The organism is Wenjunlia tyrosinilytica, from assembly GCF_014646055.1.
Lineage (GTDB): Bacteria > Actinomycetota > Actinomycetes > Streptomycetales > Streptomycetaceae > Wenjunlia > Wenjunlia tyrosinilytica.
In genome coordinates, this window is record NZ_BMMS01000002.1 from 240759 (window position 1) to 258109 (window position 17351).

A 17351-nucleotide genomic window follows, 5' to 3' on the forward strand; every position below is an offset into this window, starting at 1 on the left:
GAACGGGCCCGCCCCCGCGGCGCCGGAACGTCAGCTCTGGTCCTTGCCGGGGGCGGGCGGTGGATCGGCGCTCTCGGGGGAGCCCCAGCCGGGCCAGTCGGGCAGGGGCGGGGACGGGTCGCGGGGGCCGAAGGCGGCGGTGAGGATCAGATGGCCGGCCATCGCCAGGGCGGGCCAGGCCAGCAGGGCGCCCTTGGCCTGGAGTTTCAGCGGGCCGTCGAAGACCTTGCCCGAGCCGACCTCTTTGGCGTGGGCGACGATGTCCGACGTCGGCCCGAGCGCCATCCCGAGGCGCCAGCCGACCACCGAGGCCAGCACCGCGCCCACGGCCAGCCCGATCACCACCGCGATACCGCCGGTGCGGCGCAGCAGGAAGACCACCAGTGCGCTCAGCAGGCCGAAGGCCGCCCCCAGCAGGGTGAACCAGCCGTCGATCCCGATGGCCTGCTCGCCCTCGCTGTCCTTGAGGTACACCGCCTTGCCGTCCGAGATCATCGGTATCCGGGGCGCCAGCCACAGCCACGCCAGTCCGAGCAGCACTCCGGAGACGGCGACCGCGAGGGCCACGATCGCGCCCGCACGCGCGTCCTTGGCCAGGTCCTGCGTGCTGTGGCGCGGACCGATGCCGCTCGAACCCGGCAAAGGCTCACCCTCCTCGGCTGGAGCGGCGTACGGATGCGGTCCGGGGGGAGTCTTCGGTGCGGTCACCCGGCCATGGTCCCACGATGATTCGAACGGCGTTGCCTGGGTTCCCTCGTGAGTGACTACCTCGTCGCTGCCCGTCGGTACGCCCACGTGGCGACGGCCAGCGATGCGACGCCCACGCCCGCGCACACCGAGAGGTCCGCGAGGACCGCCACCCAGTCGGGTGAGGCGTCGAAGGAGCGGGCGAAGGCCTCCACACCGTAGGTGGAGGGCAGCAGATCCCGCAGCCACTGGATCGGGGCGGGGAGGTTGGAGGCCGGCAGCACGCCCAGCAGGAGCGCCGCGGACATCCCCATCTGACCGAAGAGGGTCGCCAGCTCCTGGCGGGGGGCGAGAAGCCCCAGCGCGGCCCCCAGACCCGCCAGCGCGGCACCGGCCAGGGGTATGACCGCCGCCAGCACCCACAGGTGCGCCAGGGGCAGACCGAACAGCGCCGAGCCCGCCACCGCCGTCACCACCGCCCCCGGGACCGTGAAGGAGGCATACGCGGCCGCCGCGCCCAGCACCACCGACGCCGGGGGCACCGGGAGGGTGGCATAGGTGTCGAGGCCGCCGGAGGCACGCAGTGAGCCGAAGTACTGCGCCAGCAGGTTCAGCGCGACGAAGGCCACGACGAGAACGCTCGAGCCCGCCACGACGGCCCGCGCCGCCTCGCCGTCACCGCCGTCCACCACCCCGCGCATCATGATCATGATGCCCACGGACTGGAAGGTGGCCACGAACAGCAGCGGCATCCTGGCCACCCGCGCCCTGGACAGCTGGGCACGGTAGACGGCGGCCAGCGAGGGCAGCAGACGGGCCCGCGGGGCCAGCGGGGCGGCCTCGGCCGCCGCCACCGGCTCTTGGCGCAGGACCGGGACCAGGGCCTCGGCCGGAACGGTGCTCACCACGGATTCCCCTCGTTCACTGCTTCACCAGGCCCTCTCCCCTGCCGCCCAGCATCAGGTACACGTCCTCCAGGCTCGGCGTGGCCAGGGTGAAGTCGTCCAGCGCGGCGAACGCGGGGCCGCCGGTCACGGTGGCCACCACCGCCCGCGCCTGATCGTGCGGCATCCGCAGGCTCCAGCGGCGGCCGGAGCACTGGGCCCGGCCCTCCAGCGCGGCGATCTCCGGGACGCTCAGCGGCGGGTCCTCCCGCCACACCAGGTCGAGCCTGACCTCGCCCGCCACGAGCGCCTTGAGCCCGGCCGGGGTGTCGCACGCGATGACGCGGCCCCGGTCGATGACCGCCACCCGGTCGAGCACGGTCTCGGCCTCGATCACATTGTGGGTCACCAGCAGGACCGTGGTGCCGCGCTCGGCCCTGCGCCGGTCCACGGCCGCCCACACCGCCCGCCGGGCCACCGGGTCCATTCCCGTGGTGGGCTCGTCGAGCACCAGGACGGGCCGCTCGCCGACGAGCACGGCGGCGAAGCACGCCAGCCGCCGCTGGCCACCGGACAGGCGCCGGATGGGGCGCGAGGCCAGCTCCTCCAGGCCGAGTTCGGCCAGGACCTCGTCCCGCCGGGCCCTGGCGGTGCGCACGTCGAGTCCCCGCAGCCGGCCGGTGGTCTCGGCGGCCAGCGCCACGGTGAGGTCGTCCAGGGCGCTGGAGTCCTGCCCGAGGTAGCCGATCAGGCGCGAGGCGCGGTCGGGGTGGCGCACCAGGTCGTGGCCGAGGACGTCCACCGTCCCCGAGTCGGGCCTGAGCAGGCCGGTGAGCTGGCGCACGAGGGTCGACTTTCCGGCGCCGTTGGGCCCGAGGATCCCGAAGACCTCGCCGCGGCGCACGTCGAAGGTGATGCCGTCGTTGGCGCGCACGGCCGCGGCGGGGGCTGAGCGGCCGCGCCCGCCGGGGTATGTCCTGACCAGGTCGCGTACGGTGCACACGGCCTCGCGGGCCTGCGCGGCGGCCTCGGCCGTCATCGGTCCTGTACGCGTACTCACGACCAACGAGAGTACGCTGCGCGCCGCGTCACGCGCGCCACGGGCCCCCTTGCCGACCTCTCACCCGCGGCCCGGCCCCGGCCTCGCCCGCGGCGGTCCCTCACTCCGTCGGCGCGGGACGCTCGGCTGCGGTCCTGGCATCCACCTCGCGCCAGAAGCCCGCCCGAATGGCGTACCGGTCGTGCTCGTCGATCTGGTCGTCCTTGTGGGCGAGCAGGCCGAACCTCGCCGCGTAGCGCAGCAGCTCCCCGTCCACCCGGTGCGGGATGCGCGGGTACTCGGCCGACAGCGCGTTCAGATGCGCGGGATCGGTGAGCCGGGCGATCCAGCGGCGGGCGAAGACCTGGCCCACCTCGAACGGGTCGCCGCCGACCGTGGTGATGTCCTCCTCGCGGTCCGCCCAGCGCTGCTCGGCGGTGGTGAGCTGGGCGAGGGTCGGCAGGTTCTCGTGCGGGGCGTCGGGCCCGGGAGCTCCCCGTTCGACCCAGCCCCGGTCCGAGGACCAGCGCAGCACCGCGGCATGCGGCTGGCCGGGTTGCCCTGGTTGTCCCGGGTGTCCGGGGTGTCCGGGGTGCGGCGGGTGTCCGGCGGCGGAGTGGCGGCCGAGTCCCGCGAGATCCTTCGGCGTGGGCACGCCCTTGGACGAGGGGTGCTCCTCGGTGGCGGCGGGGCTCTCCCCGTTCTGCCCGGACGCGGGCCGCTCCTCGACCTGCTTGGACGGCGGCGCGGACTCCGGCAGCGGCGCGGAGAGGATGGCGGCGATCTCCGGGCGCGGGGTGATCGGGGCGCACACGGCCGCGACCTCGCGCGCCTTGACCGCCAGGGTGATCCACTCGCGATCGAGCACGCGTCGCTCGTCGGCCTCGGCGACAAGGTCCTCGGACTGGTTGTAGTCCCCGTCGGCGGCCTGGACCGCCCACAGATGGACCGCCACCCCGTGCTCCTTGGCCGCCATCATGCCGGGCAGCAGATCACCGTCCCCGGTGACCAGCACGACGTCCGAGCACGCGCGGTTGCGGGCGAGTTCGGACAGTTCGGCGTGCATGGCCGCGTCCACGCCCTTCTGCGCCCACCGCCCGTCGGTCCTGGTCAGCGCGCCGAGCCGCACCGTCACCCGGGGCATCACCCGCAGCCTTCGGTGCTCGGGCTGGGGCACGCGGTCGGGGGCACCGTCGAACCAGTAGATGCGCAGCAGCGGCTGCCCCGTCTCGGCCTCCGCGCGCTCGCGCAGGCCCTGGATCAATGCGGTGTGGTCGACGGTGATGCTGGATCGGGCGGGTTCCCCGGCCAGGAGGCTGGCGGCGGCGCCCAACAGATAACCGGCGTCCACCAGGACGACGCAGCGGTCCACGTTCCACCTCTTCCGGTCGGCCCCCGGCACGGATTTCCTTGAGTCTGCCCGACTACGCGAGGGTTATTGGACCGAACTCGATCATCGGCGTGGCGAATTGGCCCACAAACCATTCTGCCCGAAATGCGCAGTCTGTCGTTCCGTGTAAGCCTGGTCGCGGCCCGTCATCAACGTTCTCCTTGGAGGAATGATCATGGCCAAGAACAAGGCCCAGGCCCGCAACGGACGCTCCAAGAGCGCGACCCCGGAAGCCCCGGAGCAGGGCGGGAACGCCGCGATGGAGACCCAGGAACAGCCTTCCGAGACCTTCTCCCGACCAGCCCAGGGGCGCAAGGGGAAGAAGTTCGGACACAACTAGGGTCTCTCGCGAACGGTCAAAGGGCACTGCTGGGAGACCAGCAGTGCCCCTCGCGCTTCCCCCGGCGACCCGGTGCCGCTCGAGCGTCCCGCGCCCGCGCAGTGCGGCCGTGCCCCGGCGACGCTCCCCCGGCGCCATTCCCCGGGGCCCTCCCCCGGCGCGCCGGACGGCTACCCCTACTCCGCCTTGGCCGGACCCATCAAGCAGGCGGGCCCCAGCAGCGCCTTGAGATCGCCGAACAGCGCCGGATCGGGGGTGACCCGGTGACGCAGCCGGTAGACGGTCGTCTTGTGCACACCCTCCGCGCGCAGCCGCACCTCGGTGTTGCCCCTGTGGTGGGTGAGGACTTCGCCGAGCTTGGCGACCAGTGCGGGGTTGACCCTGACCATGGGGATCGAGATCGCCACCGGCGCGTTGTGGGCGGCGTCGGACAGGTCGGGCACCGTGAGCTCCATGGCGACCAGCCGGGGGACGTCCTCGCGCTTGTCCAGGCGGCCCTTGACGAAGACGACGGCGTCCTCGACGAGTTGCGTGGAGACCAGTTGGTAGGTGGCGGGGAAGAACATGCAGTCGATCGAACCCGCGAGATCCTCCACCGTGGCGATGGCCCAGGCGTTGCCCTGCTTGGTCATCTTCCGCTGCAGGCCCGAGATGATGCCGCCGATGGTGACGATGGCCCCGTCGGAGCGCTCGTCGCCGGTCAGCGCCGCGATGGCGCAGTCGGACTTCTCATTGAGCACGTGCTCGATGCCGAACAGCGGGTGGTCGGAGACATAGAGGCCGAGCATCTCCCGCTCGTTGGCGAGCAGGTAGGTCTTCTCCCATTCGACGTCGGAGAATTCCACGTCGAGGCCGAAGCCGGGCGCGTCGTCCGCCGCGTCGTCGTCGCCGAGGCCGCCGAAGAGGTCGAACTGGCCCTCGGCCTCCTTGCGCTTGACCCCCACCACGTTGTCGATCATGGGCTCGTACTTCTCCACGAGCCCCTTGCGGGTGTGGCCCATCTCGTCGAACGCCCCGGCCTTGATCAGCGACTCGACGGTCCGCTTGTTGCAGACCACCGACTCGACCTTGTCCAGGAAGTCCGGGAACGAGGTGTAGCGGCCCTTGGACTTGCGGCAGCGCACGATGGACTCGACGACGTTCGCCCCGACGTTCCGCACCGCGGTGAGCCCGAAGCGGACCTGGTCATCACCCCTCGGGGTGAAGTCGGCATCGGACTCATTGACGTCCGGCGGCAGGACCTTGATGCCCATGCGCCGGCACTCGTTGAGGTAGATCGCCGACTTGTCCTTGTCGTCGCGCACGGAGGTCAGGAGCGCGGACATGTACTCGGCCGGGTAGTTGGCCTTGAGGTAGGCGGTCCAGTAGGAGACCAGGCCGTACGCGGAGGAGTGCGCCTTGTTGAACGCGTAGCCCGCGAACGGCACCAGCACGTCCCACACGGCCTGGATGGCCTCGTCGGAGTAGCCGCGCTCGCGGCAGCCCTTCTGGAAGGGGACGAACTCCTTGTCCAGGACCTCCTGTTTCTTCTTGCCCATCGCGCGGCGCAGCAGGTCCGCCTGGCCGAGGGAGTACCCGGCGAGCACCTGGGCGGCCTTTTGCACCTGCTCCTGGTACACGATGAGGCCGTGGGTGACATCGAGGACCTCCCGCAGCGGCTCCTCGAGCTCCGGGTGGATCGGGATGATCTCCTGCTGTTTGTTCTTGCGCAGGGCGTAGTTGATGTGGGAGTTCATTCCCATCGGGCCCGGCCGGTAGAGGGCCGAGACCGCGGAGATGTCCTCGAAGTTGTCGGGCTTCATCATGCGCAGCAGGGCGCGCATGGGCCCGCCGTCGAACTGGAAGACACCGAGGGTGTCACCGCGTCCGAGCAGTTCGTACGTCTTGGCGTCGTCCAGCGGCAGGTCGAGCAGGACGAGGTCGATGCCCTTGTTCTTCTTGATCGCCTTGACGGCGTCGTCCATGATCGTGAGGTTGCGCAGGCCCAGGAAGTCCATCTTCAGCAGGCCCAGCGACTCGCAGGTGGGGTAGTCCCACTGCGTGATGGTCACCCCGTCGGAGTGCCTGACCCAGACCGGGATGTGGTCGGTGAGGGTCTCCGACGACATGATCACACCGGCGGCGTGGACACCCATCTGCCGCACCAGGCCCTCCAGGCCCCTGGCGGTGTCGACGACCTTCTTCACGTCCGGCTCGTTCTCGTACATCCCGCGGATCTCGCCCGCCTCGCCGTAGCGCGGGTGCGAGGAGTCGGTGATGCCGGACAGGGGGATGCCCTTGCCCAGGACGTCCGGCGGCATCGCCTTGGTGAGGCGGTCGCCCATGGCGTACGGATAGCCCAGGACGCGGCCCGCGTCCTTGATCGCGTTCTTGGCCTTGATCCGCCCGTAGGTGGCGATCATGGCGACCTTGTCGGAGCCGTACTTCTCCGTGACGTACCGGATCACGTCACCGCGCCCACGCTCGTCGAAGTCGATGTCGACATCGGGCATGGACACGCGCTCGGGGTTGAGGAACCGCTCGAAGATCAGGCCGTGCTCGAGGGGGTCGAGGTCGGTGATGCGCATGGCGTAGGCGACCAGGGAGCCCGCCGCGGAGCCTCGGCCGGGGCCGACCGCCACCCCGTTGTTCTTCGCCCACTGGATGAAGTCGGCGACGACGAGGAAGTAGCCGGGGAACCCCATCTGGCAGATGGTGTTCATCTCGTACTCCGCCTGCCGGCGGTGCTCCTCGTCGTACCCGTTGGGGAAGCGCAGGTCCATCCCGCGCCACACCTCGGCGCGGAAGAACTCGTCCTCGGAGTCGTACCCCTCCGGGACGGGGAAGCGCGGCATGAGGTTCTTGAACTCGAACATGCCGGTGGCGTCGACACGCTGGGCGATCAGCAACTGGCTGTTGCGGCACCCCTCCTGCCAGGCGTCGGAGCTGTCGATGGCGTACATCTCGTCGGCCGACTTCAGGTAGTAGCCGGTGCCGTCGAAGCGGAAGCGGTCGGGGTCGGTCAGCGTCTTGCCGGTCTGCACGCACAGCAGGGCGTCGTGCGAGACGGCCTCCTCCGCGTAGGTGTAGTGGCTGTCGTTGGTGACGACCGGGGGGATGCCCAGCTTCTTGCCGACCTCGAGGAGGCCGTCCCTGACCCGCTTCTCGATCTCGATGCCGTGGTCCATCAGCTCCAGGAAGTAGTTCTCCTTGCCGAAGATCTCCTGGTAGTACGCGGCCGCCTTGAGCGCCTCGTCGAACTGGCCCAGGCGCAGCCGGGTCTGCACCTCGCCGGAGGGGCAGCCGGTGGAGGCCATCAGCCCCTCGGCGTGCTCGGCGATGATCTCCTTGTCCATACGGGGCCACTTGACCAGCCAGCCCTCCGCGTAGGAGCGGGAGGTGAGCTTGAACAGGTTGTGCAGGCCCGTCTTGTTCCGCGCCCAGATCGTCTTGTGCAGATAGGCACCGGAGGCGGAGACGTCGTCGCGCTTCTGGCCGGGGGTGCCCCAGGTGATCCGCTTCTTGTTGGCCCTGGACTCCGGGGCGATGTACGCCTCGATGCCGATCACCGGGGTGATCCCGGCGCCGGTGGCCTGGGTGTAGAAGTCGTGGGCCCCGTGCATATTGCCGTGGTCGGTCATGGCGACATGCGTCATCCCGAGCCGATTGGCCTCCTTGAACATGTCCTTCAGCCGGGCCGCCCCGTCGAGCAGCGAGTATTCGGTGTGGACATGCAGGTGCGCGAACGGCTTGGTCACCGAGCAGGCCTTCCGGATCGGTCGGGTGGGTTCGGCGACAAGCCTTGCACACCGGTCTGACATCCTGCCGGGGTACCGGGGACGACACCCGGACCCGGGACCGGCACACCCGGGGAAGCACACCGGGACAGGGATTCGAGGAGGCACCCCCAGATGTCGACGACGACCGGGGACGGCAAGCGCGGTAAGACCATACTGGAGGTCTTCGAGGGCGCGTTCGGTGAGCTGCTGGCCCGCGACCCCGCGGCGTTCCGGGTGAAGTTCCGGAAGATGGCCGGTTCGGCGTTCGCGTTCTACCGCGGCACGGCCTGCCTCTTCTACGCGGACGCGCAGGAGGGCGCCACTCACGGCTTCGCGGCCGGTGAGCGCTTCCTGGACGAGCGGACCAGCCGGGTGTGGATCCACGGCGACCTGCACGCGGAGAACTTCGGCACCTACATGGCCTCCAACGGCCGCCTGGTCTTCAATGTCAACGACTTCGACGAGGCCTACGTCGGCCCCTACCTGTGGGACCTCCAGCGCTTCGCCGCCTCCGTCGCGCTGATCGGCTACTCCAAGGCCCTGGCCGACGAGACGATCTCCGATCTGGTGCGGGCCTACGCCGGTGCCTACCGCGCCCGTGTCCGTGAGCTCGCGGGCGACGACACCGGCTCGGCCACCCCGTTGACGCTGGACACCGCCCAGGGACCGCTGCTGGACGCGCTGCGCCACGCGCGCAGCCAGACGCGGTTCGGGCTGCTCGACACGATGACCGACGTCCGCGACTGGGAACGGCGCTTCTCCTCCGGCGGCGGGGCCATCGAGCTCGACCCGGCCACGCGCGCCAAGGTGCTCGACGCCTTCGAGGCGTATGTCGCGACACTGCCCGAGGACAGCAGGAACAAGCCGGAGAGCTACCGGGTCAAGGACGTGGTGGGCCGCCGCGGCATCGGCATCGGAAGCGCGGGCCTGCCCTCGTACAACCTCCTCCTCGAGGGCAACACCGACGCCCTCGAGAACGACGTCGTGATCTATATGAAGCAGGGGCAGACCCCCGCGGTCAGCCACCACATCACCGACCCGGCGGTCCGCGGCTACTTCCGGCACGAGGGCCATCGCACGGTGATCTCCCAGCGGGCCCTCCAGGCGCACTCCGACCCATGGCTGGGCTGGACGGAGCTCGACGGTGCCGGGCAGCTCGTCGCCGAGGTCTCCCCGTACGCGGTGGACCTGGACTGGTCGGACATCGACGACCAGGACGAGATCCGCGCGGTGGTGCGGGACCTCGGCCGGGCGACGGCGACGATGCACGCGGCCGCCGACGACGAGAGCGGGCACTCGCTGGTGCCGTTCTCCACCGAGGACGCGATCGACCAGGTGATCGGCGCCGACGGAGAGGGATTCGCCGAGGTCCTGGTGGACTTCGCCCACTCGTACGGGGCCCGGGCCCGGGCGGACCACCAGACGTTCGTGGACCTGTTCCGCAACGGGCGCATCCCCGGGCTGTGAGCCAGGGGGCCGTGCGCCTTGCGGCCCTGCGCCTTCAGGCGCCGCGCGTTGGGGCGCTCGGTCTTCAGGCGCTCGGTCTTCAGGCGCCGCGCGATGGGGCGCTCGGTCTTCAGGCGCTCGGTCTTCAGGCGCCGCGCGTTGGGGCGCTCGGTCTTTAGGCGGTGCGTATGCGCCGCCTGCCAGACTTGCCGTCGACATGGACGGGACGACCACGCAGCTCAGGCTGGCACGCGCAGCGCTCTTCACGGCGCTGTGCGTGACGTTGTCCGCGACCTCCCACATCTGGCTCTCCCGCTCGCCCCTGCCTCTGGCCACGCTCGGCCTGGCGGGGGCGGGCGTTTTCGCGGCCGCGTTCGGGCTGGCCGGCCGCGAGCGGGGCCTGTGGCAGATAGCGGCGGTGCTGATCCCGTTCGAGCTGGCCGTCGACTTCCTGTTCACCAAGGGCCAGGACACCTGCTACGGCGCCTCCGGCGGCCCGGTGGCAGGCTCCTTCCGCTCGATGGCCGGGGTGCTGCTGTGCAGCAGCGGTGACGCGGCGGGCGCCGCCCCCGGCGTGGGGCGCGGCGCGGTCGAGCTGCCGAGCGGCTTCGTCTCGCCGTGGCTCCTGCTCGCCGCGCATGTCCTGGTCGGGCTCATGGCCGCGTGGTGGCTGCGCCAGGGCGAGCGGGCGGCCTTCGGGCTGCTGCGCACCCTGGCCGCGTACGCCACCGCGCCGCTGCGGCTCGTACTCGCGGTGCTCGCTCCCGCCGAGCGCCCCTCTCCCGTGCACCCCCACCGGGCCGACGGTCCCTCGCCCGTCGAAGCGGCGGTGCGGCTGTGTATCGGGCGGCGCGGTCCGCCCATGGCGGCCCCGGCCCGCTGACCGGCGTTCCCTTCGACGACGCGGTCCGGGCCACACGCGCCAGGAGTACACCACCGCGACCACGGGATGCGATCCGTCATGGGCACCAAAGCCACCGGCAAGAACACCGCCAAGAACACCGCCGAGAACACCGGCGAGAACACCGCCGAGAACACCCGCAGGAACGAGAAGGGCAGCACCACCGGCCAGTCCGCCCGCGACCGTCTGCGGGCCGAGCGGGAGCGCGAGGCCAAGCGGGGCCGCGTCCGCCGCCAGTTCACCGTCGCCGGCGCGGTCGTCGCCGTGCTGGCCCTCGCCACCGGCATCGGCGTCGCCCTCGCCGACAGCGGCGGGGGCAGCGGCGCCAAGGACTCGGCGGCGGCCAAGCTTCCGCTGACGGTCCCCGCCGCCGCGGCCGCCTCCGCCGAGGACGGCACGGTCATCACCTACGGCGACAAGAAGGCCAAGAACACCCTCACGATCTACGAGGACCCGCGCTGCCCGTACTGCGCCCTCTTCGAGCAGGCCAACGGCGACACGGTGAAGAAGCTCGCCGACCAGGGCCGGTTCAAGGTCGAGTACCGCTTCGCCACCTTCCTCGACGACGCCCTCGGCGGCCAGGGCTCCAAGCGGGCGCTCAACGCCCTCGGCGCCGCGGCCGACCAGGGCAGCGGCCCCTTCCTGGCCCTGCACAAGGTCCTCTACGCCAACCACCCCGACGAGCACGACGACGCCTACGCCTCCACCGGCCATCTGCTGGATCTGGCGGGCAAGGTGGACGGACTGCGGAATCCGGCGTTCGACAAGGCGGTCAAGGACCTCACCTACATGCCGTGGGTGAACAAGGTCGGCCGGGCCTTCGACGCCGGCGGGGTGAAGGGCACCCCCACGGTCCTGCTCAACGGCAGGAAGCTCCCCGTCCTCAACGAGCGGGCGCAGTCGGTCACGCCCCAGCAGTTCACCGCCCTGGTGGACAAGGAGCTCGGCGGCAAGTAACAGTGCGTCAACGGCGGCCCGGGCAGCCCCGGGCCGCCGTCGGGGAACGCCGGACGACCGGCAAAAGAACTCTTGTCCACCCCCTCCCCGGACACGCTACTCGCACGTAACCTGTGTCGCCGTGACCGACACCTCTGCCACCGACTCACCCGTTTCCCCCGCGAAGTCGCCCGCCCGCCGCACGGTCGTCAAGGCCGTGGCCGCGGGGACCGCGGGGGCCGCGCTGATCCCGCTGGGGGTCACCGCCCTCGCCTCGGCCGCCGAGGCCTCCGTCTTCCTCCATGGCGTCGCCTCCGGCGATCCGCTGCCCGACGGCATCCTGCTGTGGACCCGTGTGACGCCGACCCCCGACGCGACTCCGGGCTCGGGCAAGGGGCCGAGCACGGATGTCGAGTGGACCGTCGCCACCGACAAGGAGTTCACGCACGTGGTCGCGCACGGGACGGTGACCACCGGCCCCGACGTGGACCACACCGTCAAGGCGGACGTGCGCGGCCTCACCCCCGGCACCGAGTACTGGTACCGCTTCACCGCCTCGGGCGCCCGGTCCGCGGTGGGACGCACCCGGACCACCCCCGCCCGGGACGCCTCCGTCGACCGGCTCCGTCTGGGCACCGTCTCCTGCGCCAACTGGGAGGCGGGCTACTTCTCCCCGTACCGGCACCTCAACGAGCGCGGCGACCTGGACGCGGTGCTCTTCCTCGGCGACTACATATACGAGTACAAGTCGGGTGAATTCGCCGCCCGCGACACCGTGGTGAGACCGCACCAGCCCGCCCACGAGATCATCTCCCTCGCCGACTACCGCCTGCGGCACGGCACCTACAAGACCGACCAGGACCTCCAGGCCCTGCACGCGTCCCTGCCGGCCATCGCCATCTGGGACGACCACGAGTTCGCCGACAACGCCACCTCCGTGGGCGCCAACAACCACCAGCCCGACACCGAGGGCGACTGGAAGGCCCGCGTCGCCGCGGCCAAGCAGGCGTACTTCGAGTGGATGCCGGTGCGTCCGTCCACAGCGGGCACCACCTACCGGCAGCTGCGCTACGGCAAGCTCGCCGACATCTCCCTGCTCGACCTGCGCTCGTTCCGCTCGGCGCAGGGCGGCTGGGGCCCCAGCGGCGGCGTGGACGACCCGGACCGCACCATCACCGGCGACGCCCAGATGCAGTGGCTGAAGTCCTCGCTGACCCGCTCCGACGCCACCTGGCGCCTGGTCGGCAACTCGGTGATGATCTCCCCCGTCGCCTTCCTCTCCCTGCCGGCGTTCCTGCTGCGCCCGCTGGCGAAGCTGCTCGGGCTGCCCCAAGAGGGACTGGCGATCAACACCGACCAGTGGGACGGCTACACCGCCGACCGCCGTGAGCTGCTGGGGCATCTCAAGCAGCACGGCATCCGCAACACCGTGTTCCTCACCGGCGACATCCACTCGGCATGGGCGAGCGACGTGCCCAACGAGGCCGCCACGTACCCGGCCTCGGGCTCGGTCGCCACGGAGTTCACCGTCACCTCGGTGACGTCGGACAACGTCGACGACATTCTCAAGGTGCCGCCGCAGACGGTCTCCCTGGCGGGTGTGGCCGCGATCAAGGCCGCCAACCCGCATGTGAAGTGGATCGACCTGGACTCGCACGGCTTCGGCGTCCTCGATGTGACCCCGGACCGTACGCAGATGGACTACTACGTGGTCTCCGACCGCACCAAGCGGGACGCCACGGCCAAGTGGGCGCGCTCGTACCGCACGGCGTCGGGCAGCCAGCGGGTGGAGCGGGCCGACTCCCCCGTTCGCTGACACTTACACGGAACAAACAAACATCCGAGAAACTGCAACCGAATCGGGGATTTCAGCTTCTACCCCGGTGTGGGGGCGCAGAAGCCACGCCAGGAGCGGCGGGGGTCCGTACGGATCGCCGCCGCCGCGGTGTGCCTGGCGCTGTCCTTCGGCCTGCTCGTGCACAGCGGGGCGTGGGACGCGATGCGCGCCCGCATGCGTTCGTCGCGGTGGGAACCGCAGAAACCCACGGGGCACGATCACCTCACGGCGAGGATGCGCGCGGTCCGGGCCGCGGTCACCGAGAAGTTCGAGCTTCCCGCCGGATCCGGATGCTTTCGCGAGGACGGGGGGATCGAAGGCGGAGGCGAGCACCCGCTCGGGCGCGCCTGCGACTTCATGCTCGGTCCGGCGGGCGAGCGGGCCACGGGCAGTTCGGGCCGCCTCGGCAGGCGGATAGCCGCCTGGGCACGGGACAACGCGGACAAGTACGGGATCTGGTACGTGATTTACGAGCAGCGGATCTGGTCGAGCCGCTGGCCGCAGCGCGGCAACAAGCCGATGGAGGACCGGGGTTCGATCACTCAGAACCACTTCGACCATGTGCACATCTCGGTCTACTGATCGTCTACTGATCGGTCTACTGACGCTGCAGGAGCACGATATGAATCGGAACTTGATCGCCAAGTCGTCCGATTCAGTCACATTTGATCAGAAGCACTACATCAGTTGAGTAAATCCGATCAAAAAACATCGGCAACACGGTAGCCTCCCCGAGGCGCGGGGAGCAGCCCCACGCCTTTGCAAGCAAGGAGAGTTGATGCGACGCTCTGCCGTACTGAACCACCGGTCCCGCAACCGCTACCTGTCGGTGGCGTTCGTGGCCGGTTCCCTGGCTCTGGCCCCGCTCGTCGGCGGCCAGTTCGGTGGCGCCCCTACGGCGACCGAGGCCAAGGCCGCCAGCAAGGGCTCCCACCTGTGCCCGACCAAGGACAGCCACGCGCAGGCCAACGCCCGTATGAAGACCGGCACCGACCCCAAGGGTGACCCGAACACCGTCACCGCCAAGCAGAGCAAGGCGATCGAGGCGGACCTGCAGAAGCAGCTCGCCCGCTCCAGCGCTCGCGGAACCGGTGCCGCCCTCGGCACCACGGAGACCATCCCGGTCTACTTCCACGTCGTCCACGACGGGTCCAAGGGCAAGCTCAGCAAGGCCAAGGTCACCAAGCAGATATCGGTCCTCAACGACGCCTTCGGCGGCAAGGGCACGAACAACTACAAGACCCGCTACAAGTTCGTGCTCAAGGCGGTCGACTACACGAACAACGCGTCCTGGTACAACGGTCTCACCGATGACACGCCCGAAGAGCGTGCCATGAAGACCAAGCTCCACAAGGGCAAGGCCGGCACGCTCAACCTGTACTCGGCCAACCTCGGCCAGGACCTGCTCGGCTGGGCGACCTTCCCGAACTGGTACAAGGACAACCCGGAGATGGACGGCGTCGTGCTCCTCGACGAGTCGCTGCCCGGTGGCAGTGCGACGAACTTCAACGAGGGCGACACCGCCACCCACGAGGTCGGCCACTGGATGGGTCTGTTCCACACCTTCGAGGGTGGTTGCAGCATCGGTGACCACGTCCGTGACACCCCGCGCGAGGCCAGCCCCGCGTCGGGCTGCCCGACGGGCCGCGACACCTGCCCCGAGGCGGGCAAGGACCCGATCCACAACTTCATGGACTACTCGTACGACAAGTGCATGACGCAGTTCACCAAGTACCAGGTGAAGCGCATGGACCAGTTCTTCAAGGCCTACCGCGACTAGCCATGAGCACGTCCTCACCGGGCACCCTCCGATGGGACGGCTCCTGATGAGAGTCCGGTGAGAGTCCGGTGAGACGGGGCGGCGCCGGTTCCCTTCGGGGAGCCGGCGCCGCTGCGCTTCCGCGGCCGATCACCCGTCCGGGCGGTCCGGGCGCTCCTGACCGCCCGCTTCCGCGCCCGTTGGGGCCATCCGGAGTACGGCCGTCCGGGGGGTCCGGCACGGGCACATGCATGCCCCCTGCGATTCCGGATAGCCGAGGGGGATGACCGAGAGCCTCCTGAGACCTCTGATCGCCACGGCGAGTGCCCTCGTTCTCACCGGCCTGGTGGGATGGCTGGTCGACCGGGTGCTGCGGCGCACGGCGCGGCGGCACCCGCACACACCGCTGTGGCCCCTGCTGCGCCGCTGCCGCATACCCCTGCAGCTGACCGTCGCCACCGCCACGCTCGCGGCCGTCCGGCCCACCTCGGGGCTGGTAAGGGGCCATCAGGCGGTGATCCAGCACTGCCTCGCCCTGGCCACGATCGCCTTCAGCGCGTGGCTGGCCTCCCGTGTCCTGTCCGCCGTCGTCGAACCGTCCATCACCAGGTACGCGGCGGTCAGCCGTGACTACGCGCGGGTGCGCCGGGTGCGTACCCAGGTGACCCTGATCCGGCGCATCCTCACCATGACCGTCACGGTCATCGCCATCGCCGTGATGCTGATGACGTTCCCGCAGGCCCGAGCCGCCGGGACCAGCGTCCTGGCCTCGGCCGGGGTGCTCGGCATCGTGGTCGGCATAGCCGCCCAGTCCACGCTGGGCAACCTGTTCGCCGGGCTGCAGATCGCCTTCGGTGACTCCGTGCGCATCGGCGACGTCGTGGTGTTCAACGGCGAATGGGGCACCGTGGAGGAGATCACCCTCACCTATGTGGTGCTTCTCACATGGGACGAGCGGCGCATCGTCATGCCCGTGTCCCACTTCGCGGGCGAGCCCTTCGAGAACTGGTCGCGCCGCGACCCCCGGATGACCGGCACCGTCTTCCTGCACCTCGACCACGCCACCCCGGTCGACGAGCTGCGCGAGGAGCTCGGCCGGGTGGTCGAGGCCTCCTCCCAGTGGGACGGGCGGTCCTGGGGCCTGGTGGTCACCGACACCACCCCCTCGACCATCCAACTGCGCGCCCTGGTCACGGCGAAGGACCCCGACGCCCTGTGGAACCTGCGCTGCGAGGTGCGCGAGAAACTCATCGCGTTCGTCCGCGACCACCATCCCGAGTCCCTGCCCCGGATCACGACGTCACCGGCCATCACCGGCAATCCGGCCATCACAGGCAATGGGGCCGGGGAGATCGCGCAGGACCGGCGGACCGCCGACGGCCTTCGGGCCTTCGGGGACCCGCAGACCTCGGAGGGCAGGTTCTTCGCCGAGCGGCGCCCCTCCGCGAGCGCGTTCGCGGCCCCCGGCAGCACGGTCACAGGTCGGCGAGAAAGCCCATCGCGCAAGCCCACGCACGAGCGGCAGCCCGATCGTCCCAGTCGGGCAGATCGGGGTCGGTGAACAGATGCCCGGCGCCGTGGTACCGGTGCACCTCCACATCGGCCCCGGCCCGGCGCATCCGCAGATACCAGGCGTTGAGCCAGTCCTCGGTCTCGAACGGGTCGGGCTCGGCGGCATGGAGCTGCACCGGCAGCTCCGTGGAGGTGTCGTCGGCGATGTCCGCGGTGCCGTGCATCAGCAGCAGGCCCCGGGCATTGCTGTCGGCGAGCGCGACATGCTGCGCCAGAGCCCCGCCGAGCGAGAATCCGGCGTACACCAGGCCCTCGTCGGACAGGGGCGCGGCGGCGGCGACGGCCCGCTTGAGGAGTTCATCGGTGCCGATCTCCTCGCGGATCGCCATCCCCTCCTCGACCGTGTCCACCACCCGGCCGTCGTACAGGTCCGGCACATGCACCTCGTGCCCGGCGCCCCGCAGCAGCTCCGCCGCCGCGTTCACCGCGGGCCGCAGCCCGTAGGCCGAGTGAAAAAGCACCAACCGAGCCACGCCTCGTCCCAACCTCTCCTCGGACCTGTCCGCCCATCCTCTCAGGCGCTCGGTCACGTCTCCCAGTCGCGCATGCTGCGCAGGTCCGGACGGCGCAGCACGCGGTCCACGAGCTCGGGGTCGGCTCCGGGCTCGGAGCGGGGCCCAGCACCTCGTGCCGGGCCGCGGAGAGCATCTCGCCCTCGATCTGCCGGTAGCGCTTGAGCCGCTCGGAACGTTTCCGCAATGACTCGCGCTGTTCCTCGCTCCAGGCGTCCGGGCTGATCTTGGCGAGCAGGTCGGTGTTGCGCGGCCCCGAACAACCTCATCAGCAGGGGTGAGGGCAGCCT

The 17351-nt window shown here is 70.4% G+C and carries 14 protein-coding genes and 1 pseudogene; 8 read left to right on the plus strand and 7 right to left on the minus strand.

The window, feature by feature from the left end; translation table 11 throughout:
- Positions 1 to 30 precede the first annotated feature (30 nt).
- From IEY86_RS03295 to IEY86_RS03310, 4 genes are all read right to left on the minus strand, one after another.
- The gene (locus IEY86_RS03295) at positions 31 to 708 is read right to left on the minus strand and encodes an ABC transporter permease (protein WP_229698117.1); all 678 of its coding nucleotides are present in this window, start codon (positions 706 to 708) and stop codon (positions 31 to 33) included.
- Positions 709 to 764: 56 nt separating this feature from the next.
- Positions 765 to 1592, minus strand: a complete 828-nt coding sequence (locus tag IEY86_RS03300) for an ABC transporter permease (RefSeq protein ID WP_189129941.1) — start codon at positions 1590 to 1592, stop codon at positions 765 to 767.
- Positions 1593 to 1608: 16 nt separating this feature from the next.
- Positions 1609 to 2610, minus strand: a complete 1002-nt coding sequence (locus tag IEY86_RS03305; RefSeq protein ID WP_189130059.1) for an ABC transporter ATP-binding protein — start codon at positions 2608 to 2610, stop codon at positions 1609 to 1611.
- Between the two features lie 121 nt (positions 2611 to 2731).
- Entirely contained in the window at positions 2732 to 3982 is a 1251-nt protein-coding gene (locus tag IEY86_RS03310; RefSeq protein WP_189130060.1) for an NYN domain-containing protein, read from the minus strand.
- Positions 3983 to 4175: 193 nt separating this feature from the next.
- Here IEY86_RS03310 and IEY86_RS03315 point away from each other — a divergent pair, with 193 nt between their 5' ends.
- Positions 4176 to 4340, plus strand: a complete 165-nt coding sequence (locus tag IEY86_RS03315) for a hypothetical protein (RefSeq protein WP_189129942.1) — start codon at positions 4176 to 4178, stop codon at positions 4338 to 4340.
- Positions 4341 to 4516: 176 nt separating this feature from the next.
- Here the strand turns inward: IEY86_RS03315 and dnaE are convergent, their stop codons facing one another.
- Complete coding sequence (dnaE, locus tag IEY86_RS03320) at positions 4517 to 8077, minus strand: DNA polymerase III subunit alpha (RefSeq protein ID WP_189129943.1); 3561 nt, start codon at positions 8075 to 8077, stop codon at positions 4517 to 4519.
- 153 nt (positions 8078 to 8230) lie between these two features.
- On the opposite strand from dnaE, the gene IEY86_RS03325 reads away from it, so the two are divergent.
- The 7 genes from IEY86_RS03325 (at position 8231) to IEY86_RS03355 (ending at position 16538) form a co-directional block, all read left to right on the plus strand.
- On the plus strand, positions 8231 to 9565 hold the full coding sequence (locus tag IEY86_RS03325; protein ID WP_189129944.1) for a DUF2252 domain-containing protein: 1335 nt from the start codon (positions 8231 to 8233) through the stop codon (positions 9563 to 9565).
- A gap of 196 nt (positions 9566 to 9761) precedes the next feature.
- On the plus strand, positions 9762 to 10427 hold the full coding sequence (locus IEY86_RS03330) for a hypothetical protein (protein WP_189129945.1): 666 nt from the start codon (positions 9762 to 9764) through the stop codon (positions 10425 to 10427).
- A 78-nt stretch (positions 10428 to 10505) separates the two neighbouring features.
- Positions 10506 to 11402 carry a DsbA family protein gene (locus tag IEY86_RS03335; protein WP_189129946.1) on the plus strand — a complete coding sequence of 299 codons (897 nt, stop codon included), beginning with the start codon at positions 10506 to 10508 and terminating at the stop codon, positions 11400 to 11402.
- Between the two features lie 121 nt (positions 11403 to 11523).
- Positions 11524 to 13197, plus strand: coding sequence for an alkaline phosphatase D family protein (locus IEY86_RS03340; protein ID WP_189129947.1), 1674 nt, complete (start codon positions 11524 to 11526; stop codon positions 13195 to 13197).
- 69 nt (positions 13198 to 13266) lie between these two features.
- Positions 13267 to 13800 carry a VldE C-terminal domain-containing protein gene (locus IEY86_RS03345; RefSeq protein ID WP_189129948.1) on the plus strand — a complete coding sequence of 178 codons (534 nt, stop codon included), beginning with the start codon at positions 13267 to 13269 and terminating at the stop codon, positions 13798 to 13800.
- Between the two features lie 196 nt (positions 13801 to 13996).
- Positions 13997 to 14998 (plus strand): zinc metalloprotease, encoded by a 1002-nt coding sequence (locus IEY86_RS03350; protein WP_189129949.1) that lies wholly within the window; start codon positions 13997 to 13999, stop codon positions 14996 to 14998.
- 262 nt (positions 14999 to 15260) lie between these two features.
- Entirely contained in the window at positions 15261 to 16538 is a 1278-nt protein-coding gene (locus tag IEY86_RS03355) for a mechanosensitive ion channel family protein (RefSeq protein ID WP_189129950.1), read from the plus strand.
- Here the strand turns inward: IEY86_RS03355 and IEY86_RS03360 are convergent.
- Together IEY86_RS03360 and IEY86_RS37970 are read right to left on the minus strand one after the other, a co-directional pair.
- The gene (locus IEY86_RS03360; protein WP_229698118.1) at positions 16453 to 17013 is read right to left on the minus strand and encodes a dienelactone hydrolase family protein; all 561 of its coding nucleotides are present in this window, start codon (positions 17011 to 17013) and stop codon (positions 16453 to 16455) included. The genes IEY86_RS03355 and IEY86_RS03360 overlap by 86 nt on opposite strands.
- Positions 17014 to 17075: 62 nt before the next feature.
- Positions 17076 to 17311 (minus strand): annotated as a pseudogene (locus tag IEY86_RS37970) (Na+/H+ antiporter); the annotation flags it as partial.
- Between the last annotated feature and the right edge of the window lie 40 nt (positions 17312 to 17351).